The organism is Pseudomonas sp. B3(2017), assembly GCF_002113595.1.
Lineage (GTDB): Bacteria > Pseudomonadota > Gammaproteobacteria > Pseudomonadales > Pseudomonadaceae > Aquipseudomonas > Aquipseudomonas ekonensis.
In genome coordinates, this window is the sequence record NZ_NEIU01000011.1 from 46,657 (window position 1) to 69,163 (window position 22,507).

Annotated in this window: 22 protein-coding genes; 12 read left to right on the forward strand and 10 right to left on the reverse strand. The window is 65.5% G+C overall.

Annotation, left to right across the window (positions count from 1 at the left end; translation table 11 throughout):
* Positions 1-10: 10 nt before the first annotated feature.
* Positions 11-529 carry a GNAT family N-acetyltransferase gene (locus CAG33_RS17175; RefSeq protein ID WP_085639596.1) on the forward strand — a complete coding sequence of 173 codons (519 nt, stop codon included), beginning with the start codon at positions 11-13 and terminating at the stop codon, positions 527-529.
* A 2-nt stretch (positions 530-531) separates the two neighbouring features.
* Here CAG33_RS17175 and CAG33_RS17180 read toward each other — a convergent pair whose 3' ends face one another.
* Positions 532-1,497 (reverse strand): LysR family transcriptional regulator, encoded by a 966-nt coding sequence (locus tag CAG33_RS17180; protein WP_085583045.1) that lies wholly within the window; start codon positions 1,495-1,497, stop codon positions 532-534.
* 297 nt (positions 1,498-1,794) lie between these two features.
* Between CAG33_RS17180 and argH the strand changes: the two genes are divergently transcribed.
* From argH to CAG33_RS17225, 9 genes are all read left to right on the forward strand, one after another.
* Positions 1,795-3,222, forward strand: coding sequence for an argininosuccinate lyase (argH, locus tag CAG33_RS17185; protein WP_085583047.1), 1,428 nt, complete (start codon positions 1,795-1,797; stop codon positions 3,220-3,222).
* Between the two features lie 149 nt (positions 3,223-3,371).
* Entirely contained in the window at positions 3,372-4,250 is an 879-nt protein-coding gene (locus CAG33_RS17190; RefSeq protein WP_085583049.1) for an amino acid ABC transporter permease, read from the forward strand.
* Between the two features lie 20 nt (positions 4,251-4,270).
* Positions 4,271-5,035 (forward strand): amino acid ABC transporter ATP-binding protein, encoded by a 765-nt coding sequence (locus CAG33_RS17195; protein WP_085583052.1) that lies wholly within the window; start codon positions 4,271-4,273, stop codon positions 5,033-5,035.
* Between the two features lie 39 nt (positions 5,036-5,074).
* Entirely contained in the window at positions 5,075-5,899 is an 825-nt protein-coding gene (locus CAG33_RS17200) for an ABC transporter substrate-binding protein (protein WP_085583054.1), read from the forward strand.
* A 467-nt stretch (positions 5,900-6,366) separates the two neighbouring features.
* On the forward strand, positions 6,367-7,215 hold the full coding sequence (locus CAG33_RS17205; RefSeq protein ID WP_085639598.1) for a polysaccharide deacetylase: 849 nt from the start codon (positions 6,367-6,369) through the stop codon (positions 7,213-7,215).
* Positions 7,208-8,095, forward strand: coding sequence for a polysaccharide deacetylase (locus tag CAG33_RS17210; protein WP_085639601.1), 888 nt, complete (start codon positions 7,208-7,210; stop codon positions 8,093-8,095). Before CAG33_RS17205 ends, CAG33_RS17210 begins: the two co-directional genes overlap by 8 nt.
* Positions 8,092-9,441: an MmgE/PrpD family protein gene (locus CAG33_RS17215; protein ID WP_085639604.1), complete on the forward strand. Its 1,350-nt coding sequence runs from the start codon at positions 8,092-8,094 to the stop codon at positions 9,439-9,441. Before CAG33_RS17210 ends, CAG33_RS17215 begins: the two co-directional genes overlap by 4 nt.
* Before the next feature lie 310 nt (positions 9,442-9,751).
* The gene (locus CAG33_RS17220) at positions 9,752-10,930 is read left to right on the forward strand and encodes an MFS transporter (RefSeq protein ID WP_085639607.1); all 1,179 of its coding nucleotides are present in this window, start codon (positions 9,752-9,754) and stop codon (positions 10,928-10,930) included.
* Positions 10,931-11,099: 169 nt separating this feature from the next.
* Complete coding sequence (locus CAG33_RS17225; RefSeq protein ID WP_085639611.1) at positions 11,100-11,795, forward strand: HPP family protein; 696 nt, start codon at positions 11,100-11,102, stop codon at positions 11,793-11,795.
* A gap of 13 nt (positions 11,796-11,808) precedes the next feature.
* On the opposite strand, the gene astA is transcribed toward CAG33_RS17225, so the two are convergent.
* From astA to CAG33_RS17260, 7 genes are all read right to left on the reverse strand, one after another.
* The gene (astA, locus tag CAG33_RS17230; protein WP_085639615.1) at positions 11,809-12,843 is read right to left on the reverse strand and encodes an arginine N-succinyltransferase; all 1,035 of its coding nucleotides are present in this window, start codon (positions 12,841-12,843) and stop codon (positions 11,809-11,811) included.
* Entirely contained in the window at positions 12,840-13,790 is a 951-nt protein-coding gene (gene ctlX, locus CAG33_RS17235) for a citrulline utilization hydrolase CtlX (protein ID WP_085639618.1), read from the reverse strand. The genes astA and ctlX overlap by 4 nt, the downstream gene beginning before the upstream one ends.
* A 184-nt stretch (positions 13,791-13,974) precedes the next feature.
* A complete protein-coding gene (locus CAG33_RS17240; protein WP_085583070.1) occupies positions 13,975-14,454 on the reverse strand; it encodes an Lrp/AsnC family transcriptional regulator in 480 nt (159 codons plus the stop codon).
* A 12-nt stretch (positions 14,455-14,466) separates the two neighbouring features.
* Entirely contained in the window at positions 14,467-15,228 is a 762-nt protein-coding gene (locus CAG33_RS17245) for an ABC transporter ATP-binding protein (protein ID WP_085639621.1), read from the reverse strand.
* Between the two features lie 56 nt (positions 15,229-15,284).
* Positions 15,285-15,995, reverse strand: coding sequence for an ABC transporter permease (locus tag CAG33_RS17250; RefSeq protein WP_085632514.1), 711 nt, complete (start codon positions 15,993-15,995; stop codon positions 15,285-15,287).
* Entirely contained in the window at positions 15,992-16,717 is a 726-nt protein-coding gene (locus CAG33_RS17255) for an ABC transporter permease (RefSeq protein WP_085639624.1), read from the reverse strand. The genes CAG33_RS17250 and CAG33_RS17255 overlap by 4 nt, the downstream gene beginning before the upstream one ends.
* Before the next feature lie 69 nt (positions 16,718-16,786).
* Complete coding sequence (locus CAG33_RS17260) at positions 16,787-17,566, reverse strand: transporter substrate-binding domain-containing protein (RefSeq protein WP_085583079.1); 780 nt, start codon at positions 17,564-17,566, stop codon at positions 16,787-16,789.
* 454 nt (positions 17,567-18,020) lie between these two features.
* On the opposite strand from CAG33_RS17260, the gene CAG33_RS17265 reads away from it, so the two are divergent.
* Positions 18,021-19,127 (forward strand): enoyl-CoA hydratase/isomerase family protein, encoded by a 1,107-nt coding sequence (locus tag CAG33_RS17265; protein WP_085639627.1) that lies wholly within the window; start codon positions 18,021-18,023, stop codon positions 19,125-19,127.
* A 3-nt stretch (positions 19,128-19,130) separates the two neighbouring features.
* Positions 19,131-20,282 (forward strand): acyl-CoA dehydrogenase family protein, encoded by a 1,152-nt coding sequence (locus tag CAG33_RS17270; RefSeq protein ID WP_085639630.1) that lies wholly within the window; start codon positions 19,131-19,133, stop codon positions 20,280-20,282.
* 193 nt (positions 20,283-20,475) lie between these two features.
* Here CAG33_RS17270 and CAG33_RS17275 read toward each other — a convergent pair whose 3' ends face one another.
* On the reverse strand, positions 20,476-21,249 hold the full coding sequence (locus tag CAG33_RS17275) for an enoyl-CoA hydratase (RefSeq protein ID WP_085583085.1): 774 nt from the start codon (positions 21,247-21,249) through the stop codon (positions 20,476-20,478).
* Between the two features lie 14 nt (positions 21,250-21,263).
* Entirely contained in the window at positions 21,264-22,391 is a 1,128-nt protein-coding gene (locus tag CAG33_RS17280; protein ID WP_085583087.1) for an acyl-CoA dehydrogenase, read from the reverse strand.
* Between the last annotated feature and the right edge of the window lie 116 nt (positions 22,392-22,507).

The window sequence follows — 22,507 nt, forward strand, 5'->3', positions numbered from 1 at the left end:
GGCTTCTCCCATGACATTCAGCGTGCGCCCGGCCCGTGAATCGGACGCCAGCGCCCTGCCCGCCCTGGAGCGGTCGGCGGCGCGGCTGTTCCGCCTCGACCCTTCCCTTGCCTGGCTGGCCGACGCCCCGGTGCCCGACGCCGAACAGCATCGGCAGGCCATTCGAACGGCACGGGTGTGGGTGGCGCAAGGCATTGACGGACAACTTTCAGGCTTCTTGCGGGCGGTGCAAACCGATCGTCAACTGCATATCGAAGAATTGTCCGTTGGGCAGGACTTCCAGGGTATGGGCATCGGCCGCAAGTTATTGTCGGCGGCCATTGAACAGGCACGCCACGAGCAACTTGCCGCGGTGACGCTGACCACCTTTCGCGATGTGCCGTGGAATGCACCGTTCTATCAACGGATGGGATTCGAGTTGTTGAGCCCGGAACAAACCGGCCCGCGTCTGAGCGAAGTTCTGAACAACGAAATCGCCCACGGATTGCCCGGTGAGCGCCGTTGCGCAATGGCACTGACGCTGGGCTGAGATCAGGCCGACGCCTTCAGATCGACGCCCAAGGCATGGGCGAACGCCTTCACCAACGGGCTGCGCACGGTGTTGTGGCGCAGGATCAGACTGAACGGCGTGACGATGTTGATCACCTGCGGGCGCACCGCTCGGAACTGCCCGGCCGCCACCCATGAGGCGGCGTAGTGCTGGGGCAGGAAACCCACGAAACGCCCGGTCTTGATCAGCAGCGCCACGGCTTCGACCTGGGTCGCCGACGCGGAAAAACTGTCGTAGCGCGCATGGTTGAGCTTGTCCCGGTGGATCGCGTAGCGGTGGTTGATGCAGGCATGGTCCAGCAGCACGTCACTGCCCATCTGCGCCTCCGGCATGTCGAACAGCGGGTGGCCGACTGCGCAGTAGACTTCCGAGCGTTCTTCGTACAACGGGTAATAATCAAACTCTTCCCGCCGTTGATAGACCGGCACGATTCCGGCAACTAAGCGACCTTCCACCACCCCTCTTTCGACTTCATCTAGCTGGGTCGCCTGAAGTTGAAACCTTACTTTCGGCGATTCTTCATTCATGCGTTTAAGCGCTGCAACTAACGGCGAATTAACGTCGCTGATCGTATTGTCGATAACGCCAATACCAAGGTCGCCGATCAGTTCATTCTGCGCAGAACTAAGCCGATCCCGAAAGTTGTCGACCGAGGCAAACAGGTCAATCGACGCCTGATACACCAGACGCCCTTCCTCGGTCAGATGGAACCCCTCGCGCCCGCGGGTGCACAGGCGCATGCCGATGCGGATCTCAAGGTCGGAGATCTGCTTGCTGATGGCCGCAAGGCCCACGTTCAGCTCATTCTGGGCGGCACTGAAGCCGCCGGCCTCGACCACGGCCTTGAACACCTTTAGCAGTTTGAAGTCCAGTCCGCTGAGGGCCAGCGGCGCCCGGTGGGCAGTCTTCACCGGCGGGTTTCCGGAATTGGAAAGTGGGGTTTCCATAATGCTGATTTACCTCTGGCGCAATGTTCAACAATCTGTGTCCAACAACAAAAACATCGCCGACCAATAATAATGAACACAGAAAACAAGGCTTGGCAACCGCCAAAAAATCCCGCACATCAGTGCCAACTCACTGATCGCAAAACATTAAAAGCTGACACTTCGATCAGCTCTCGCGACATTGCAACTGCCCTCTTGAAGACTGCTTCGGCCTGATTCCGTCCGCTGTTTTTTCAGCGTGAACGGCAGGCCGTGCACACCGATTTCAGTTCGCGTTACCGACGAGGAAAACAACACATGTCACAAGCCACCGACCGTCTCTGGGGCGCCCGTTTCAAAAGCGGTCCGTCCGCTGCCCTGGCGGCCCTGTCCCGTTGCCCCGAGCGCTATTTCCGCCTCACCCCGTACGACCTGGCGGGCTCCAAGGCCCACGCCGGCGAACTGCAGCGGGCCGGCCTGCTCGACGGGCAGGAAACCCGCACGATGATCGAGGCCCTGGACGCCATCGGCGCCGACTTCGCCGCCGGGCGCATCGCCCCGACCCTGGACGACGAAGACGTCCACACCTTCATCGAACGCCTGCTGACCGAACGCCTCGGCGCCTTGGGCGGCAAGCTGCGCGCCGGCCGTTCGCGCAACGACCAGACCGCCAACGACCTGCGTCTGTTCCTGCGTGACCACGTGCGCACCCTGGCCGTGGAAGTCCTGGCCCTGCAACAGGCCCTGGTGGACCAGGCCGAGCAACATGTGGAGAGCATCTGCCCCGGCTTCACCCACCTGCAGCAGGCCCAACCGATCGTGTTCGCCCATCACCTGCTGGCCCACGCCCAAGCGATGCTGCGTGACGTGCAGCGGCTGGCGGACTGGGATGCGCGCACGTCGCTGTCGCCTTTGGGCGCCGCGGCCATGGCCGGCTCCGCCATCGCCCGCCAGCCACAGCAGTCGGCCAAGGAAATGGGCTACGCCGGCGTCTGCGAGAACTCCATCGACGCCGTCGCCAGCCGCGACCACGTCGCCGAATTCCTGTTCATCGCCAGCATGCTGGGGATCAACATCTCGCGCCTGGCCGAAGAGTTCTGCCTGTGGTCGTCGCGCCAGTTCCGCTGGGTCGACCTGGACGACGCCTATGCCACCGGCAGCTCGATCATGCCGCAAAAGAAAAACCCGGACATCGCCGAACTGGCGCGGGGCAAGGCCGGGCGCCTGATCGGCAACCTGACCGGCCTGCTGTCCACCCTCAAGTCCCTGCCGCTGTCGTACAACCGCGACCTGAGCGAGGACAAGAACGGCGTGCTCGACAGCGTCGACACCCTGCTGCTGGTGCTGCCGGCCATGGCCGGGATGGTCGCGACCATGACCGTCAACGTCGAGGAACTGCGGCGCCAGGCACCGTTGGGCTTCACCCTCGCCACTGAAGTCGCCGATTGGCTGGCGGTGCGCGGCGTGCCGTTCAAGGAAGCCCACGAGATCACCGGTGCCCTGGTGCAGGCCTGCGAGAAGCACGGCATCGAGCTGTGGGAAGCCTCGCCGGCCCTGCTGGCGGAAATCGACCCGCGCCTGACCGCCGACGTGCGCGACAGCCTGACCCTGGAAGCCGCCATCGCCGCCCGCAGCGGCTGGGGCGGCACCGCGCCGCAGCAGGTGCGCGAGCAGATCGGCCGGCTCAAGACCGCCCTCGCTGCGCAGCAGGCGTGGACAGAAGACTACCGGGGCTTGCGCCTCTAAGACACGACCGCGGCCCCTGTGGGAGCTGGCTTGCCAGCGATAGCGTCCAGACCGTCGACATCGATGCCGGATGACCCACCGCAATCGCTGGCAAGCCAGCTCCCACAAGGACCGGTGTCGGATTTGAAAGTACAGTTCGGAGAAACACCATGAGCCAGACTCAGGCAGAACGACTCCAGGCGGAGCGCAAACTGGCGGAGAACCAGTTCGACATCACCCAGTACCAACATGTGCCGCGGCGCTACTACGGGCGGATCTTCTTCGCCACCGTGATCGTCATCGCACTCATCGGCCTGGTGCGGGCCTTCGCCGAAGGCAAGATCGAATGGTCGTACATCGGCCAGTTCCTCACCTCCGAAGCGATCATGTGGGGCCTGTTCAACACCATCGTCATGGCCGTGCTGGCCATGGCCCTGGGCATCGTGTTCGGGGTGATCACGGCGATCATGCGCATGTCGGCCAACCCGATCCTGCGCTACGTGGCGCTGACCTACACCTGGCTGTTCCGGGGCACGCCGCTGATCCTGCAGCTGCTGCTGTGGTTCAACCTGGCGCTGATCTTCCCCACGGTCGGCATTCCCGGCCTGTTCGAGCTCGACACCGTGAGCCTGATGACGCCGTTCGTGGCCGCCCTGCTCGGCCTGAGCATCAACCAGGGCGCCTACACCGCCGAAGTGGTGCGCGCCGGCCTGCTGTCGGTGGACACCGGGCAATACGAGGCGGCCAAGTCGATCGGCATGCCGCGCCTGCAGGCGCTGCGCCGGATCATCCTGCCCCAGGCCATGCGCATCATCATTCCGCCGGTGGGCAACGAATTCATCGGCATGGTCAAGATGACCTCGCTGGCCAGCGTCATCCAGTACTCGGAACTGCTCTACAACGCCCAGAACATCTACTACGCCAATGCCCGGGTGATGGAGCTGCTGATCGTCGCCGGCATCTGGTACCTGGCCACCGTCACGGTGCTGTCCTTTGGTCAAAGCCGCCTGGAGCGCCGTTTCGCTCGCGGCGCCGGCAAGCGCTCGTAAGCCGCGCAGGAGAATCGAACATGAGAAGCATCGTCAAGGCCGTGGCCCTGAACAAGTATTACGACCAGTACCACGCCCTCAAGGACATCAACATCGAGGTCGAGCAAGGCGAAGTGCTGTGCATCATCGGCCCGTCGGGCTCGGGCAAGAGCACCCTGCTGCGCTGCGTCAACCAGCTGGAGAAGATCGACAAGGGCGGCCTGTGGGTCGACGGCGAACTGGTGGGCTACCGCGTCGTCGGGCACAAGCTGCACGAGCTGACCGAGACCCAGATCGCCCGCCAGCGCCTGGCCACCGGCATGGTGTTCCAGCGCTTCAACCTGTTTCCGCACATGACCGTGCTGCAAAACATCATCGAAGGCCCGTGCCAGGTGCTCAAGCGTTCGCCCAAGGAGGCCCACGAAGAGGCCCTGGAACTGCTGGCCCGGGTCGGCCTGGCCGACAAGCGCAACAGCTACCCGATCGAACTGTCGGGCGGCCAGCAGCAACGGGTGGCGATCGCCCGCGCCCTGGCCATGCGGCCCAAGCTGATGCTGTTCGATGAACCCACTTCGGCACTCGACCCGGAACTGGTCGGTGAGGTGCTGTCGGTGATGCGCGACCTGGCGCAGACCGGCATGACCATGATCGTCGTCACCCATGAACTGGGCTTCGCCCGGGAGGTTTCCAACCGCATGGTGTTCATGGACGGCGGCCAGATCGTGGAGGCTGGAAGCCCCGAAGAAATACTAATAAGCCCGCAAAACCCGCGCACCCAAAGCTTCATTTCTGCCGTTCGAACCTGAGGCCCCCTTGGCCTTCACAACACTCATAAGAGAACGTCCATGAAGAACTTCGTCATTCCAGCAGTACTCGCTTCGTTCATGTCTTGCGGTTTCGCCACCGCCGCCGACTTGCCGGCCAGCATCAAGGCCAAGGGCGAGATCGTCGTGGCGATCATGCCCAACTACCCGCCGATGGATTTCAAAGATCCGGCCACCAACCAGCTCACCGGCCTGGACTACGACCTGGGCAACGCCCTGGCCGAGCGCCTGGGGGTCAAGATCAAATGGCAGGAGACCGGCTTCGAGCAGATGATCAACGCCCTGACCACCGACCGCGTGGACATGGTGCTGTCGGGCATGACCGACACCGCCGAGCGCCAGGCCAGCGTGACCTTCGTCGACTACTTCACCAGCGGGCCGCAGTTCTACACCTTGCAGAAGAACGCCGCGACCAACGAGATCATCGACCTGTGCGGCAAGAAAGTCGGCACCAGCCGCCGCACCACCTTCCCGTCGGAGATCGCCGAATGGAGCAAGGCCAACTGCGAGGCGGCGGGCAAGCCTGCGATCACGGTGATCGGCACCGAAGGCTCGGCCGACGCCCGCGCCCAACTGCGCCAGAGCCGGATCGACGCAGCGATGCAGGGCAGCGAAACCCTGTCGTACCTCAAGACCCAGGAAAAGGACATGTACAAGACCGTCGGCCAGCCGATCTCCGTGCAGTTCACCGGCCTTGGCGTGAGCAAGAAGAAGCCTGAGCTGAGCGAGGCGGTGAAAGTCGCGTTGCAGAGCATGGTGGATGACGGCAGCTACGGCGCGATCCTGAAGAAATGGGACCTGGAACTGGGCGCGATCAAGAACGTGACCGTCAACGCCGGCAAGTGAGCCTGCGGGAGCGGGCCTGATCGCGATGGCGGTGTCGGCTGTACCGGCCTCATCGCGGGCAAGCCCGCTCCCACAGGAATCCCGGTCGTACACAGAACCCGGGCCCGACATTTAACCCTGTGGGAGCGGGTTTGATCGCGGCGGCGGTGTCGGCTGTACCGGCCTCATCGCGGGCAAGCCCGCTCCCACAGGAATCCCGGTCGTACACGGAACCCGGGCCCGCCATTTAACCCTGTGGGAGCGGGTTTGATCGCGGCGGCGGTGTCGGCTGTACCGGCCTCATCGCGGGCAAGCCCGCTCCCACAGGAATCCCGGTCGTACACAGAACCCGGGCCCGACATTTAACCCTGTGGGAGCGGGCTTGCCCGCGATAGGGCCGGATCAGGCGAAATCTCCGGCCAATGACACACCGCAAGGCCGCCCCCGCAAGGTCTTGTGTTTATCCATTGATGGTTGGAGTGCCTGTGATGTCCTCCCCGCTTTCCCCCACCTGGCCCGACGGCCGCAAAGCCTGTCTGGCCCTGGCCTTCGACCTCGACGGCCCCACCGGCGACGCCATGCTCAACGGCTCGATCTGGCGCAAGCCCGAGTATTTCGGCTTCGGCGGCTACGGCCCTTACCGTGCCTTGCCGCGCCTGTTGGACCTGCTCGACGCGTTCAGGCTGCCGACCACGTTCTTCGTCCCGGCCTGGGTCGTGGAGAACTGGCCAAGGCAATGCCAGGCCATCGTCGAGCGCGGCCATGAGGTGGCCTACCACGGCTACAAGCACGAATCCTTCTACGCCCTGACGCTCGACGAGCAGCAGGCCGTCATGCAGAAATCCCGCGAGGTGTTCTGGCAGCACCTGCACATCCGCGCCGAGGGTTTCCGCACCCCGTCCGGCGACTGGCGCGCCGAGACCCCGAAGATGCTCGCCGACAACGGCGTCATCTATTCCAGCAGCATGCGCGGCGACGACCGCCCGTACCTGGTCGACGTGCCGGGCCACGCCACGCCGCTGGTGGAGATCCCCGGCCGCTGGGAAATGGACGACTACGCCTCCCTCGCCTACACCCGCGCGCCGAACTTCCCGTCCGGCCTGGACCGCACCGCCAGCTACGCCCTGACCCTGGACAACTGGCGGCGCGAGTACGACGGCGCGATGGACGAAGGGCTGTGCCTGACCACCCTGTTCCACCCGAAAATCACCGGCAAGCCTGGGCGCATCCTGCTGCTGGAACAACTCTTCGAACACATGCGCGAGCGTGACGACGTGTGGTTCGCCACCTGCCGCGACGTCGCCCGCTGGTGGCTCAAGGAGCATCACCATGACTGACGCCACCGTCTGGCCCGCCGGCCGCCGCTGCGCCGTGGCGCTGACCGTCGACTACAACGACATCCACGGCATTCTCACCCAGGCCCCCGAAGTGGCCGGGCGCGACAAGACCCTGTCGGTGTGGCGCTACGGCACCCAACGGGGCGTCGAACGGCTGTTGCGGCTGTTCAAGGAACTGGAAGTGACCGCCACCTGGTTCGTCCCCGGCATCGTCGCCGAAGAGAACCCGCAGCACATCGCCGCGATCCTGGCCGGCGGGCACGAAATCGCCTGTGCCGGCTACCGCCACCAGGACTACGACACCCTGGACCTGGCGGCGCAACGCGCCGAGGTGGCCAAGGGCTGCGCGGCGCTGCAAACGCTGACCGGGCAACGCCCGACCGGTTTCCGCATTCCGGCCGGCAACGGCGCGCCGGGGTTCATCGAAGCGCTGCGCGACGAAGGCATTCGCTGGTCGTCCTCATGGCGCGGCGATGACCTGCCGTTCGCCCACCCGACGGCGCCGGACGTAATCGAGCTGCCGCTGCACTACGAACTGGAAGACGAACCCTACTTCGCCTTCAACCTGAGCCCCGCCGTACCGCCGGCCCAGTCGCGGATCGCCTCCTACAGCCACACGCTGCGCAACCTGCTGCTGGACTTCGCCGGTTTCCACCGGTTCGGCCTGTGCTACGTGCTGCGCCTGCACCCGGAAATCATCGCCACGCCGGGCCGGATCGGCGTGCTGCGCGAGCTGCTGGAGAGCATCCGCCAGCACGGCGACGTGTGGATCGCCAGCGGCGCCGACATCGCCCGATGGTGGGCACAGAAGGCTGAAGCGGTGGGCGCGGATCATCCCGCCTCGGTGTATGAGCGGCATTATCGGGATTACCTCACATGACCGAATCGATGCAGCGGTTGGCGCAGTTCTGCGTCGAAACCCGGTTCGAAGCACTGCCCGAGGCGCTGGTGGCCCAGGCCAAGCGGCACATCCTCGACACTTTCGGCGCAGCGCTCGCCGGGGCGGACAGCCGCGTGGCGCTTCAGGCGCAACGGCTGTTCGCCAGCGCCCCCGGAACCGTGCCGGTCTGGGGCACTTCACAGCGGGTCGGCGCCGGCGATGCCGCATTGCTCAACGGCATCGCCGCCCACGCGCTGGAGCTGGACGACACCGGCGGCTGCGACCACTCCGGCGCCGTGGTGCTGCCGGCGGCGATGGCCGCACTGTCGCTGGCGGAGCGCCCGGTGAGCGGTCGCGAGTTCATCACCGCCGTGGTGATCGGCTACGAGATCGGCCGACGGGTGCTGGAAGCCTGCGGCAGCTATTCGGCCCACAACGGCGCCGGCTGGCACTCGACCGCCACCTGCGGGGTGTTCGGCGCGGCGGCGGCCAGCGCGCGGATCTTCGGCCTGGACGCGGCGCAGACCGTGTCGGCACTGGGCATCGCCGGCAGTTTCAGCGGCGGTCTGTGGGCGTTCATCCACGACGGCTCGCAGAGCAAGAAACTGCACAGCGGTCGCGCCGCCGAGGGCGGGTTGCTCGCCGCCCGCTTCGCCCGCGAAGGGATCAGCGGACCGTCGCAACTGTTCGATGACGTGTGGGGCGGCTTTCTCAAGACTCTCGCGCCAGGCACCGCGCAACCGGCGGCGCTGGTGGCGGACCTGGGCCAGGTGTGGAAACTCGCCCGCTGTTCGATCAAGCCTTATGCGGCGTGCCGCGGGACGCATTCGGCGATCGATGCGTTGGGGCTGCTGATGGCGCAGCTCAAGGTCGAGGCGCCTCAGGTGGAAGACGTCCAAGTGCGCCTGTGCGGCTTTTTGCAGGCCATGTGCGGCGGGCGCGACACCGCTTCGCTGGCGGCGGCGCAGATGAGCCTGCCCTACGCCCTCGCGGCGCGGCTGGCGCATGGGCATTGCCGGCTCTCGGCCTACGACGACGCCCGGCGCGACGATCCGGACATTGCCCGGTGGATGACGCGGATTCGCCTTGAAGTGGACGGGCAACTGTCCGAGGATGGCGAGCCGGTCGTCAGCGTGCACACCGTGGACGGGCGTGAGGCCAGCCTGTGCGTCGAGGTGCCGTTGGGGGCGCCGGGCAATCCGCTGAGCGATGCGGCGCTGGAGGAGAAGTTCTTCAGCCTGGCGCTGCGGGCGTTGCCTCAGGAGCGGGCCGAAGGGTTGCTGGAACGATTGCGGCATCTGGAGTCGCTGGAATCGGTATCGGGGCTTGAGCGGTGGCTGACGTGATTGTTGGGGGGCCGCATTTGGCCTCATCGCTGGCAAGCCAGCTCCCACAGGGTTTTGCGGCGGGCTCAGGTCCTGCATCCAGCCGAAATTCCTGTGGGAGCCAGCCTGCTGGCGATGGCGATCCGGCAGGCGACATCGAGGCTAGAAGTGCCGGCCTCATCGCCAGCAGGCTGGCTCCCATAAGGGTTGTGTGCCGGGCTCAGGTTCTGCGTCCGGCCCGGATTCCTGTGGGAGCTGGCTTGCCAGCGATGAAGGCCACGCGGTTTCCAGTTGAGCAAAACACTAAATGAATAAGGACATTTGATTTTCCGTGGCCAAGTATTCGCTCGTTATCCGCCGTCTGATGATCGTCTCGCTGACCATCGTCGTCAGCCGCGCCATCACCAGCCCGCTGCTCACCCTGTTCCTGAGCCAGAAGCTGGGCCTCAACCAGCAGGACGTCGGTCTGCTGCTGGGCATCGCGGTGTTCATCGCCACCCTGCTCGCGCTGTACGGCGGCTACATCATCGACCGCCTGGAAAAGCGCCGGCTGCTGATCCTGGCGATGCTCTCCAGCGCCATCGGCTTCGTGCTGCTGACGTTCGCCCACAATCTGTACCTGACCACCGCCACCCTGGTGATCACCGAAACCGCCTCGGCCCTGTTCCTGATCGGCTCCAAGGCGATCCTCAGCGAACACCTGCCGATCAACCAGCGGGCCAAGGCATTCTCCCTGCGCTACACCCTGACCAACATCGGCTACGCCACCGGCCCGATGCTCGGGGTGGTGATCGCCGGGGTCTATCCGATCGCGCCGTTCCTGATCGCCGCCGCCATCGCCTTCGCCAGCATCTTCCTGATGGTCGGCATCCCCAAGGACGCCAACCCCGTGGCCGTGATCGGCCAGCCCCAGAGCTTTCTCAAGACCCTGGTGACCCTGAAGAACGACCGCACCCTGATCATGTTCACCTGCGGCTGCCTGCTCAGCACCGTGGTGCACGGGCGCTTCACCCTGTACCTGTCGCAGTACCTGCTGGTGGTCGAGGATTCGCAGCAGGCCCTCAAGACCATGGCCGCCCTGCTCGCCTGCAACGCCATCGCGGTGATCCTGCTGCAATACCAGATCGGCCGGTTCCTGAGCCGGGAAAAGCTGCGCTACTGGATCGTCGCCGGCACGGGCCTGTTCATCGCCGGCCTGATCGGCTTCAGCCTGGCCGACAGCCTGGTGAGCTGGTGCGTCGCCATGTTCATCTTCACCCTCGGCGAGATGATCATTTACCCGTCCGAGTTCCTGTTCGTCGACACCCTGGCCCCGGAAGAACTGCGCGGCAGCTACTACGGCGCGCAGAACCTGGCGGCCCTGGGCGGCGCCCTGAGCCCGGTGATCTGCGGCTTCCTGCTGATGCACACCCCGGCGCCGACCATGTTCTACGCCTTGAGCGGGTTGACCGCGATGGGCGGCTTCCTGTGCTTCATGAGCGGACGGCGGGTGGCCTTACTGCAAAAATAGTGCACTGAAACTGCATTTATATGAATTTGTCAGCATCCAGTTTGCTTGGCACACTGTGCGCGTTCCTCCCCCAATAGTTGGAACGTTTCGAAGGACTTTCCGGACATCACGGACAAGTCCTTTTTTTTGCCTTGCGCTTTTCTGCCCGATCCACGAGGAACGTCTTCACATGCTCGCCCGCTGGTTGCCTGCCGCCGTCAACACCCGTCCCACCGAATGGAGCCGCGCCGCCGTCGGCATGGCCCTGGGCACGCTGGTCAGCGTCTGGGTGTGCAGCCAGGTGTTCGGCATCCAGGCGGCCTATCACGTGATGGGCCCGCTGGGCGCTTCGGCGGTGCTGCTGTTTGCGGTGTCCTCCGGTGCCCTGGCGCAACCCTGGTCGATCGTCGGCGGCTACCTGTGCGCCGGCACAGTCGCGCTGTTGGTGGCCCATGTGCTGGGCCGCACCCTGGGCAGCGCTTGCCTGGCGGCCGGCATGGCGCTGATCGTGATGTGCTGGCTGCGCTGCCTGCACCCCCCGGCCGGTGCCGTGGCCCTGACGATGGTGCTGGCCGACCCCGCCACCGTGGCCATGGACTGGACGGCCCTGGGGCCTGTGATGCTCAGCGCGGTGAGCCTGGTGGTCTGCGCGCTGGCCTACAACAACCTGACGCGCATCCACTACCCCAAGCGCCCCGCCGAACCGCCCCCCGCCGTCGCCCCCGTGGACGCCCTGGCCATCACCGCCGACGACCTCAAACTGGCCCTGGCCGACATGGAAGCCTTCATCGACGTCACCCCGGAAGACCTTGAGCAACTGATCCATGCCAGCGAGCTGCACGCCAAACGGCGCAGCATCGGCGAAGTGCTCGGCGCCAAGCCCTGACCTCGGGCCGAGCTCACGCCGCCGCTTGCTGCCGCGCCGGCACCGCCAGCGGCACCGCCCGCACCGACGCCCCGGCCGTCAGTCCCAGCGTGCCGGCGGTCTGCGCATCGACGATCAAGGTGCCCGCCGCCCCCCGCGCCGGCGCGGCCGTGATCTTGCAGTCGGCGAACCCACGGTTGTGGATCAGCCAGGTATCCGCCCCGTCCCCCGGTGTGCCGAGGCTCAGTTGCAGCACCTGGCTGTCGCGCACGGCGCGGATCTGGCCGGTGTCGCATTCGATCAGCGGACCGCCGTCGAAGATGTCGATGTAGTCGCGGTGTTCGAAGCCTTCGGCCTTGAGCATGCCCAGCGCCGGTTCGGTGTTGGGGTGGACGCGACCGATCACCGCGCGGGCGGCTTCCGGCAGCAGGCAGGTGGGCAGCGGGAACTTGGGCATCAGTTCGGCGATGAAGGTCTTGTTGCCCAGGCCTGTGAGGTAGTCGGCATCAGCGAAGTCCATCTTGAAGAAGTGCCGGCCCAACCCTTCCCAGAACGGCGACACCCCGTTCTCGTCCGAATAGCCGCGCATTTCGGCGATGACCTTGTCGCCGAAGCGCTCGCGGAACTCCGCCAGGAACAGGAACCGCGCCTTGGACAGCAACCGGCCGTTGAGGCCGCTGCGGTGGTCGGCGTGCAGGAACAGCGAGCACAGCTCCGATTGGCCGGTCATGTCGTTGCCCAGGAACAGCGTGGGCAGTTGCTGGTTGATGCCGAGGTTCTTCGACGCCGCCACGAACAGCCCCAAGCGGTAGTTGTACCAGGGCTCGCGCAGGCCCACCGCGCCGGCCAGGGCGCAGATGCCGATGGCCTCGCCGTGCGGGTTCTGCAGCACGAACAGGTAATCGGCATCGGCTCGGGAGGCTTCTTTCGCGAAGGTTTTCGCCGCCCAGTCCAGGCGCTGGCGCAAACGGGCCGCGTCGGCGGGCAAGGTGGTCAAACCGGCGCCGGCGCTGTGGGCCAGGGCCAGCAAGGCGGGCAAGTCATCGGGGGTGGCTGGACGGACGATCATCGGGTGCGCTCCTTGGCGGTCAGCGGTTGCGGCTCGCGTTTGGGGAAAAACACCTCGGCCAGCATGCAGCGTGCGCTGCCGCCGCCGATGCGTTCGATGGTGTCGATGTTCACCGGCAGCGGCGTGGCCAGGCTTTCGAGGGTGCGGCGCTGGGCGGCGTTCAGCGATTGCCACGCGGTGCGCGACATCACCAGCAGCGGCTCGCCGGCGTCGTTGTGGACTTCCAGCATGTTGCCGGCGAAGGATTCGAGCTGGGCCCAGTCCAGGGCGATCACCTGCTTGCCGCTCTCCTCCAGCCGCGAACGCAGCGCCCGGCGCTCGCCGGCATCGGCGACGCTGTCCAGGCACGCTACAGCCAGCCGGGTGCCGACGCTCATCATCACGTTGGTGTGGTAGATCGCCACGCCCTGGCGGTCGACGGCGTTGAAGGCGCACAGCGAATACCCCAACTGCTCGACCGCCTGCTCCAGGGCATGGCCGTGGGTGCGGGTCGAATAGCCGGCGTAGCAAATGCGCTGCTGACGGTCGAGCACCATGCTGCCGGTGCCCTCCAGAAACACCGCTTGGCGCTCCAGCCCGGAAAGGTCCACCAGGCGCTCGACCCGGTAGGTTTCGCCCAGCCAGTCGAGCACGCCTTTGTCGCGCTCCAGTCGGCGGTTCTGCCCTTGCATCGGGTACAGCACCAGCGTGCCGTCGGGGTGGCTGCTCCACCAGTTGTTGGGGAAGATCGAGTCGGGGGTGTGCGGGGCCTCGCGGTCGTTGTGCACCAGCACCTCGACCCCGTGCCCGCGCAGCGCGGCGACGTAGCCGTCGAATTCCTGCAAGGCCTTGAGCTGCACGTCTTCGGCGTGCTCCGCCGGGCGCTGGAAGCGGTTGTTCGCCGCCGTGTCCTGGTTGAAGGAGAAGCGTGTCGGGCGAATCATCAAAACGGTGTTGGTGGTCTGCATGGGCACGGAACCGATGAGGGTTGGGAGGTGCCCATTGTCTGTTCCGGCCCGGAACAAACCCGGTTGTTGCGCCGACCGCCAGTGATGGAAACGGTCGAAATCGGCTGTTTGCCCAGCCGATTCGGCAGGCGCCCGGGCAAAAAAAACCGCAGCCTGCGGGCTGCGGTCTTGGTGTCGGGCCGGCTCACTCCATCGTGGTCTTCACCGTCGCCAGTTCCGGGTGGCTCACCAGTTTGTCGATGTGCAGGTCCGGGTCGTCGAACCACACTTCCGTCAGCACCCGGTAGTGCTCCATGTCCCGGCAGCGCATGCGCAGGCTGTAGTCGAACGCACCGCTGATCAGCCGGCATTCAAGCACTTGCGGGCAGGCGCGCACCTTGGCCTCGAAGGCCTTCTGCGCCGCGCGCCCGCTCTGGTTCGACAGCGCCACCAGCACCAGCAGCGAGAGCCCCGGCGTCAGCTTCTTCTCGTCGAGAATCGCCCCGTAGCCCCGGATGACGCCGAGCTGTTCAAGTTTGCGCACCCGTTCCAGGCAAGGCCTGGGCGTCAGGTGCACGCGCTCGGAGAGCTTTTGATAGGTGATGCGCCCTTCGTGGCGCAGCACTTCGATGATGGCCTGATCGATCCGATCAAGCACGATCGTCAGATCGCGGATGTCCGCCATGTATCCCTTGCCTCACTTCAAACGACCCGATAGGAATTGCTGCAAACGCTCGCTGCGCGGCCGGTCGAGCAGGCTCGCGTCGCCCTGCTCCTCCACCCGTCCCTGGTGCAGGAACAGCACCTGGCTGGACACCTGCCGGGCAAAGCCCATTTCGTGGGTGACCATCAGCATGGTGCGCCCCTCTTCGGCCAGGGCCTGAATCACTTTCAGCACTTCGCCGACCAGTTCCGGATCCAGCGCCGAGGTCGGCTCGTCGAACAGCAGGATCTCCGGCTCCACCGCCAATGCCCGGGCGATCGCCACCCGCTGCTGCTGGCCGCCGGAGAGGAACGCCGGGTACTGCTGCGCCACCCGCTGCGGCAGGCCGACCTTGTCCAGGTACGCCAGCGCCCGCTCTTCGGCTTCCTTGCGGCTTTCGCCCAACACCCGGCAGGGCGCAAGCACGATGTTCTCCAGCACGGTCAGGTGACTCCACAGGTTGAAATGCTGGAACACCATCGCCAGACGCGTGCGCAGCGACTGCAATTGTTTGGGGTTGGCCACCCGCATGCCGCCGGCGCCCTGCCGCGTGAGGATCCGTTCGCCGTCCAGGGTGATGGCGCCCTCGTCCGCCCGCTCCAGAAAGTTGATGCAACGCAGCATAGTGCTTTTGCCCGAACCGCTGGCGCCGATCATGCTCACCACATCACCGGCCCGCGCGTTCAACGAGACGCCCTTGAGCACTTCGTTGTCACCGAAGCGCTTGTACAGATTTTCTACCGTCAGTTTGTACATGGATCAAACTCCTGGAGCCGCCCTGCACCGGCGCGGCTCTGGATCAAAAGAAAGGATCAGTGGGCCGGGCCGAGGAAGTTCAGCCAGCGCCGCTCCGCCAGGCGGAATGCGCCGACCAGGCCGAACGACAGCGCGAGGTACAGCAGGCCGGCGATGCCGAACGCCTGAAAGGTCATGAACGTCGCGGCGTTGGCGTCCCGGGCGACCTTGAGGATATCGGGGATGGTGGCCGTGAACGCCACCGAGGTGGCGTGCAGCATCAGGATCACTTCGTTGCTGTAGTACGGCAGCGCCCGGCGCAGCGCCGACGGCAGGATCAGCCGCCGGTACAGGCGCCAGCCGCTGAGGCCGTAGGCATGGGCCGCTTCGATCTCGCCGTAGGGAATGCTGCGGATCGCCCCGGCGAAGATCTCCACGGTGTAGGCGCAGGTGTTCAGGGTGAACGCCAGCAACGTGCAGTTCATCGCGTCGCGAAAGAACGCTTCGAGCAGCGGCTGCGAGCGCACCGCAGCGATGCCGTAGATCCCGCTGTAGCAGATCAGCAACTGGATATACAGCGGCGTGCCGCGGAACACGTAGGTGAACAGCTGCACCGGCCAGCGCACCACACCCAGGCGCGAGACGCGCATGACCGCCAAAGGCAGCGACAGGCAGAACCCCATCGCGATGCTCGCCACCAGCAGCCAGAGGGTCATCGCCAGGCCGGTCAGGGCCTCGCCGTCGCTGAACAGGAAGGGTTTCCAGTACTCGGCAATCAGTTCGATCATCGCGCCATCCCCCGCACGCCCAGGTTGTAGCGGCGCTCCAGCGCGCGCAGCACGTAATTGGAGGCGCTGGTGATCAGCAGGTACAGCGCCGCCGCCAGCAGCAGGAAGTCGAGCATGTTGAACGTGCTCTTGCCCGCCTCCTGGGCCACCTTGACCAGGTCCGACAGGCCGATGATCGACACCAGCGCCGTGGCCTTGAGCAGCACCAGCCAGTTGTTGCCCAGGCTCGGCAAGGCGAAGCGCATCATCTGCGGGAACACCACGAAGCGGAAACGCTGCCAGCGGTCGAGGCCGAAGCACGCGGCGGCCTCTTGCTGACCCCGCGGCACGCTGAGGATCGCCCCGCGGAACGTCTCGGTGAAGTACGCGCCGTAGATGAAGCCGAGGGTGACGATGCCCGCCACGAACGGATCGATCTCCAGGTACGGCCAGCCCATCAGTTCGGTGAGGCTGCTCACCCAGCCCTGCAGGCTGTAGAAGATCAGCAGCATCAGCACCAGGTCCGGCACGCCGCGGATCAGCGTGGTGTAGAACGTCGCCGGCAGGTTGAGCAGCTTGAGCGGCGACAGCTTGGCCGCCGCCCCCAACAGGCCCAGGGCCATGCTCACCAGCAGCGCCAGCGCCGACAGTTGCAGGGTCACCCATGTGCCGTGCAGCAACAGCGGGCCGTAGCCTTGCAGGCTCGACAGACCGAGCCCGGTCCAACTCAGGAATTCATTCACGCCAGTCACCTGTCGTTTGCCGCCCGCCTCCGTGCGCTGCGCGCTTGGACAGCACACTGGGCGCGGGGATCAGTTGTTGTAGAGGTCCAGGTCGCCGAAGTGCTTGCGCTGGATCTGCGCGTAGATGCCCTTGTCATGCAGGGCCTTGATGGCGGCGTTGAGCATGCCCTTGAGTTCGTCGTTGCCCTGGCGCACGCCGATGGCGATGTCCGACGGGATCATCGGGTCGCTGATGCCTTCGCTGTTCTGGAACGGCGCGCCCTGGGGGGATGCGAGGAAACTCATCTGCGCCTGCAGCTTGTCCTGGATCGAGGCGTCGAGGCGGCCGAACACCAAGTCGGCGTAGACCTGGTCCTGGTTCTGGTAGGCCCGCAGCTTCACCCCGGCCGGCCCCAGGCGGGCCTTGGCGTAGGCCTCCTGGATCGTGCCCTGCATGTAACCGATGGTCTTGCCCTTGAGGGACTCGCCGGTGGGCAGCAGGCCCGAATCCTTGCGGGTGACGATGGCGGTCGGTCCTGCGTACAGGCGGTCGGTGAAGTCGATCTGCTTCTTGCGTGCGTCGGTCACGGTCATCGACGACTCGATGGCGTCGAACTTGCCGGCCTTGAGCGCCGGGATCAGCCCGTCGAAGTCATTGCTGACCCACACGCACTTGACCTTCAGCTCGGCGCAGATGGCATTGCCCAGATCCACGCCGAAGCCCTGCACGCCGCCGTCGGCGGTGGTCGACTCAAAGGGCGGGTAACTGGGGTTGACGCCGAACCGCAGCTCTTTCCATTCCTTCGCATGGGCGCCGGTTGTGCAGCACAGCAACGCGAGTACGGACACGCTCAGCCATTTGGTTTTCATCTTCTTGAGTCCTGATCTGTCTGGAATTGTCGCGGCCGCGCCGGTCGGCCGCCTTTATGGGCAGGAACAGAAAGTCGATGCGGCATCGGCCGCAACAGCGTTCTTGTTGTTTTTGTTCCGGGACATGGGTGATGCCCGGGCTGAAACCCTTGGCGCAGAGCGCTCGGGATCCGGGGGCCAGAATGCCAACAGACCGTCGGCGGCAGGTGTCGTATGGGGCGGCGGCGACCCCTCTATTGTGCTGATAACGGCACGTTCACAGCCGATTCTGTCGCGGGCGCCGAAGATCCGGCACTTGCGACGGGACACGGTCGCCGGCATGACAAAAATGCAGACACCCCCTGCACGGATCCCGGTTGTGCACGGCAAATTTGCACTGTTACGATCCGGCAACGCTCGCGCGCGAGCACACCGCACACATCGCACAAAAAACAATAAAAGCAGGGAGTTACTGATGACTGCTCAGGCTTCATCCCCGCGGACGCCGTCCATGGATGCCACACAGAACGACGTGCTGGCCGAGGTTCGCAATCACATCGGTCACCTGACCCTCAACCGCCCCGCCGGGCTCAACGCCCTGACCCTGGACATGGTCCGCCAGTTGCAGCGCCACCTCGACGCCTGGGCGGGCGATGACCGCATCCGCGCCGTCGTGCTGCGCGGCGCCGGCGAAAAGGCGTTCTGCGCCGGCGGCGACATCCGTTCCCTGTACGACAGCCACAAGAGCGGCGACACGCTGCACGAAGACTTCTTCGTCGAGGAATACGCCCTCGACCTGACGATCCACCGCTACCGCAAACCGGTGCTGGCGCTGATGGACGGTTTCGTCCTGGGCGGCGGCATGGGCCTGGTGCAAGGCGCCGACCTGCGGGTGGTCACCGAGAAAAGCCGCCTGGCGATGCCGGAAACGGCCATCGGTTACTTCCCGGACGTGGGCGGCAGCTATTTCCTGCCACGCATCCCCGGCGAGCTGGGGATCTACTTGGGCGTCACCGGCGTACAGGTCCGTGCCGCCGATGCGCTGTACTGCGGGTTGGCGGACTGGTATCTGGAGAGTGCCGCACTGGCGACCCTCGACGAGCGGCTCGACCACCTGCAATGGCACGACACGCCGCTCAAGGATCTGCAGAGCCTGCTGGCCGGGCTCGCCGTGCAGACCCTGCCCGACGCGCCGCTCCAGGCCCTGCGCCCGGCCATCGACCATTTCTTCGCGTTGCCTGACGTGCCGAGCATCGTCGAGCAACTGCGCACCGTGACCGTCGCCGACAGCCACGAATGGGCCACCGCCACCGCGGACCTGATGGAGACCCGTTCGCCGCTGGCCATGGCCGTGACCCTGGAAATGCTGCGCCGGGGCCGGCACCTGAGCCTGGACAACTGCTTCGCCCTCGAACTGCACCTGGACCGGCAGTGGTTCGAACGCGGCGACCTGATCGAGGGCGTGCGCGCCCTGCTGATCGACAAAGACAAATCCCCACGCTGGAACCCGCCCACCCTCAAGGCGCTGGACGCCGCACGGGTCGCGGGTTTCTTCCAAGGTTTCACTGAGAGCGGGAGCTGAGCCATGCACGATCTCGAACTGACTGAAGAACAAGTGATGATCCGCGACATGGCCCGGGACTTTGCCCGCGGCGAAATCGCGCCCCACGCGCAAGCCTGGGAAAAGGCCGGCTGGATCGACGACGGCCTGGTGGCGAAGATGGGCGAACTGGGCCTGCTCGGCATGGTGGTGCCGGAGGAATGGGGCGGCAGCTATGTCGATTACGTCGCCTATGCCCTGGCGGTGGAAGAGATTTCCGCCGGCGACGGTGCCACCGGCGCGTTCATGAGCATCCACAACTCGGTGGGCTGCGGCCCGGTGCTCAACTACGGCAGCCAGGCCCAGAAAGAGACCTGGCTGACGGACCTGGCCAGCGGTCAGGTGATCGGCTGCTTCTGCCTGACCGAACCCCAGGCCGGCTCCGAGGCGCACAACCTGCGCACCCGCGCCGAACTGCGCGACGGCCAGTGGGTGATCAACGGCGCCAAGCAGTTCGTCAGCAATGGCAAGCGGGCCAAGCTGGCCATCGTGTTTGCGGTGACCGACCCGGAGCTGGGCAAGAAAGGTATCTCGGCGTTCCTGGTGCCCACCGACACCCCGGGCTTCACCGTTGACCGCAGCGAACACAAGATGGGCATCCGCGCCTCCGACACCTGCGCCGTGACCCTCAACGATTGCCGCATCCCCGAGACCAACCTGCTGGGCGAGCGCGGCAAGGGCCTGGCCATCGCCCTGTCCAACCTCGAAGGCGGCCGCATCGGCATCGCCGCCCAGGCTTTGGGCATCGCCCGCGCAGCCTTCGAAGCGGCGCTGGCCTACGCCCGTGAGCGCGTGCAGTTCGGCACGCCGATCATCGAGCACCAGAGTATCGCCAACCTGCTGGCCGACATGCACATGCAACTGAACGCCGCACGGCTGATGATCCTGCACGCCGCCCGCCTGCGCACCGCCGGCAAGCCGTGCCTGTCCGAAGCGTCCCAGGCCAAGCTGTTCGCCTCGGAAATGGCCGAGAAGGTCTGCTCATCGGCGATCCAGATCCATGGCGGGTACGGATACCTGGAGGATTACCCGGTGGAGAAATACTACCGGGACGCGCGGATCACCCAGATCTACGAAGGGTCGAGCGAGATCCAGCGCATGGTCATCGCCCGCGAGCTCAAGCACTACCTGATCTGAAAGCAAAAGACCGCAGCCTGCATGAGGCTGCGGTCTTTCTCTGAACCGTGTCGACTGACACTCCGCCATCGCTGGCAAGCCAGCTCCCACAGGGTCTGTGTCGAGCACACCATCTGTGAACGGCCCGGTTAACTGTGGAAGTTGCGGTGCGACGATTCGGCTTGCCAGCGACGGCGTCAGCAGCGGAGCCGCCTCACTGGCCCTTGAACTCAGCCTCGCGCTTGGCGATGAACGCCGCCATGCCTTCTTTCTGGTCATGGGTGGCGAACGCCGCATGGAACACCCGGCGCTCGAAGCGCACGCCTTCGGTCAGGTTCACTTCGAAGGCGCGGTTGACGCTTTCCTTGACCATCATGGCAATCGGCAGCGACTTGCTGGCGATCACCGCCGCCACTTTCAGCGCCTCGTCCAGCAGTTCGTCGCTCGGCACGATGCGCGCCACGATGCCGCAACGTTCGGCCTCTTCGGCGCCGATCAGACGGCCGCTCAGGCACATCTCCATGGCCTTGGCCTTGCCCACCGCACGGGTCAGGCGCTGGGTGCCGCCCATGCCCGGCAGCACGCCGAGGTTGATTTCCGGCTGGCCGAACTTCGCGTTGTCGCCGGCCAGGATGAAGTCGCACATCAGCGCCAGCTCACAGCCGCCGCCCAGGGCGAAACCGTTGACCGCCGCGATGATCGGCTTGCGCCGGTTGGCCACCCGGTCGCTGTCGCTGAACAGGTCGTCCATGTAGATCTGCGGATAGGTCAGCTCCGCCATTTCCTTGATGTCGGCGCCGGCGGCGAAGGCCTTCTTGGAACCGGTGATGACGATGCAGCCGATGTTCGCATCGGCTTCCAGACCGTCCAGGGCACGGTTCACTTCGCTGACCAGTTGCGCGTTCAGGGCGTTGAGCGCTTGCGGCCGGTTCAGGGTGATCAGGCCGACGCGGCCATGGGTTTCCAGCAGGATCGTTTCATAGCTCATGTGTGGATTCCTTCTCAAAGATTGCGCGAAATGACCATGCGCTGAATGTCGCTGGTGCCTTCGTAGATCTGGCAGACCCGCACGTCGCGGTAGATGCGCTCCAGCGGGAAGTCGTTGAGGTAACCGTAACCGCCGAGGGTCTGCAGCGCCATCGAGCAGACCTTCTCGGCCATTTCCGAGGCGAACAGCTTGGCCATCGACGCCTCGACCAGCGCCGGCTGGCCGCTGTCGCGCAAGGCGGCGGCGTAATGCACCATTTGCCGGGCCACGGCGACCTGGGTGGCCATGTCCGCCAGGCGGAAGGCCACGGCCTGGTGCTCGATGATCGGCTTGCCGAAGCTGTCGCGCTCACGGGCGTAATCACGGGCGGCCTCGAACGCGGCGCGGGCCATGCCCACCGATTGCGAAGCGATGCCGATGCGCCCGCCTTCCAGGTTGGCCAGGGCGATCCTGTAGCCCTCGCCCTCTTCGCCCAGTCGGTTGGCCACCGGCACCTTCACGTCCTCGAAGAGGATCTGGCAGGTGTCGGAGGCGTGCTGGCCGAGCTTGTCCTCGACCCGCGCGACGCTGTAGCCCGGCGAGTCGGTGGGCACGATGAACGCGCTGATGCCGCGCTTGCCGGCGCCCGGATCGGTCACCGCGAACACGATCACGACCCCGGCGTTCTGCCCGGAAGTGATGAACTGCTTGCAGCCGTTGAGCACGTAGTGGTCGCCTTCCAGCCGCGCCCGGGTCTTCAGGCTGCTGGCGTCGGAACCGGCCTGGGGCTCGGTCAGGGCGAAGGCGCCGAGCATCTGGCCGCTGGCCAGCGGCTTGAGGAAGCGTTCGCGCTGGTCGTCGTTGCCGAACTTGAGGATCGGCACGCAGCCCACCGAGTTGTGCACGCTCATGATGGTCGAGCAGGCGCCGTCGCCGGCGGCGATCTCTTCCAGGGCCATGGCGTAGGCCAGGTAACCGGTGTCGCAACCGCCCCACTGCTCCGGCACCAGCATGCCGAAGAAGCCCAGGCCGGCCATTTCGCCGATGGCTTCCTTGGGGAAACGGTGCTCGCGGTCCCACTCGGCGGCGAACGGCTTGAGCCGCTCCTCGGCGAACTGCCGGGCCATGTCGCGGATCTGTTGTTGGTCTTCGTTGGGAATCATGGTGAATCCTTAAAAAGTCACGCCGACTGCTTCGTGTGGGAGCCAGCCTGCTGGCGATAGCGGTGTGTCAGTCGACAGAGAGGTCGATGATCCGCCGCCATCGCCAGCAGGCTGGC

Bases quoted from the DNA above. Each gene is read 5' to 3' on its own strand.
- CAG33_RS17175 (WP_085639596.1), top strand. From the start codon at position 11: ATGACATTCAGCGTGCGCCCGGCCCGTGAATCGGACGCCAGCGCCCTG.
- CAG33_RS17180 (WP_085583045.1), bottom strand. From the start codon at position 1,497: ATGGAAACCCCACTTTCCAATTCCGGAAACCCGCCGGTGAAGACTGCC.
- argH (WP_085583047.1), top strand. From the start codon at position 1,795: ATGTCACAAGCCACCGACCGTCTCTGGGGCGCCCGTTTCAAAAGCGGT.
- CAG33_RS17190 (WP_085583049.1), top strand. From the start codon at position 3,372: ATGAGCCAGACTCAGGCAGAACGACTCCAGGCGGAGCGCAAACTGGCG.
- CAG33_RS17195 (WP_085583052.1), top strand. From the start codon at position 4,271: ATGAGAAGCATCGTCAAGGCCGTGGCCCTGAACAAGTATTACGACCAG.
- CAG33_RS17200 (WP_085583054.1), top strand. From the start codon at position 5,075: ATGAAGAACTTCGTCATTCCAGCAGTACTCGCTTCGTTCATGTCTTGC.
- CAG33_RS17205 (WP_085639598.1), top strand. From the start codon at position 6,367: ATGTCCTCCCCGCTTTCCCCCACCTGGCCCGACGGCCGCAAAGCCTGT.
- CAG33_RS17210 (WP_085639601.1), top strand. From the start codon at position 7,208: ATGACTGACGCCACCGTCTGGCCCGCCGGCCGCCGCTGCGCCGTGGCG.
- CAG33_RS17215 (WP_085639604.1), top strand. From the start codon at position 8,092: ATGACCGAATCGATGCAGCGGTTGGCGCAGTTCTGCGTCGAAACCCGG.
- CAG33_RS17225 (WP_085639611.1), top strand. From the start codon at position 11,100: ATGCTCGCCCGCTGGTTGCCTGCCGCCGTCAACACCCGTCCCACCGAA.
- astA (WP_085639615.1), bottom strand. From the start codon at position 12,843: ATGATCGTCCGTCCAGCCACCCCCGATGACTTGCCCGCCTTGCTGGCC.
- ctlX (WP_085639618.1), bottom strand. From the start codon at position 13,790: ATGCAGACCACCAACACCGTTTTGATGATTCGCCCGACACGCTTCTCC.
- CAG33_RS17240 (WP_085583070.1), bottom strand. From the start codon at position 14,454: ATGGCGGACATCCGCGATCTGACGATCGTGCTTGATCGGATCGATCAG.
- CAG33_RS17245 (WP_085639621.1), bottom strand. From the start codon at position 15,228: ATGTACAAACTGACGGTAGAAAATCTGTACAAGCGCTTCGGTGACAAC.
- CAG33_RS17250 (WP_085632514.1), bottom strand. From the start codon at position 15,995: ATGATCGAACTGATTGCCGAGTACTGGAAACCCTTCCTGTTCAGCGAC.
- CAG33_RS17260 (WP_085583079.1), bottom strand. From the start codon at position 17,566: ATGAAAACCAAATGGCTGAGCGTGTCCGTACTCGCGTTGCTGTGCTGC.
- CAG33_RS17265 (WP_085639627.1), top strand. From the start codon at position 18,021: ATGACTGCTCAGGCTTCATCCCCGCGGACGCCGTCCATGGATGCCACA.
- CAG33_RS17270 (WP_085639630.1), top strand. From the start codon at position 19,131: ATGCACGATCTCGAACTGACTGAAGAACAAGTGATGATCCGCGACATG.
- CAG33_RS17275 (WP_085583085.1), bottom strand. From the start codon at position 21,249: ATGAGCTATGAAACGATCCTGCTGGAAACCCATGGCCGCGTCGGCCTG.
- CAG33_RS17280 (WP_085583087.1), bottom strand. From the start codon at position 22,391: ATGATTCCCAACGAAGACCAACAACAGATCCGCGACATGGCCCGGCAG.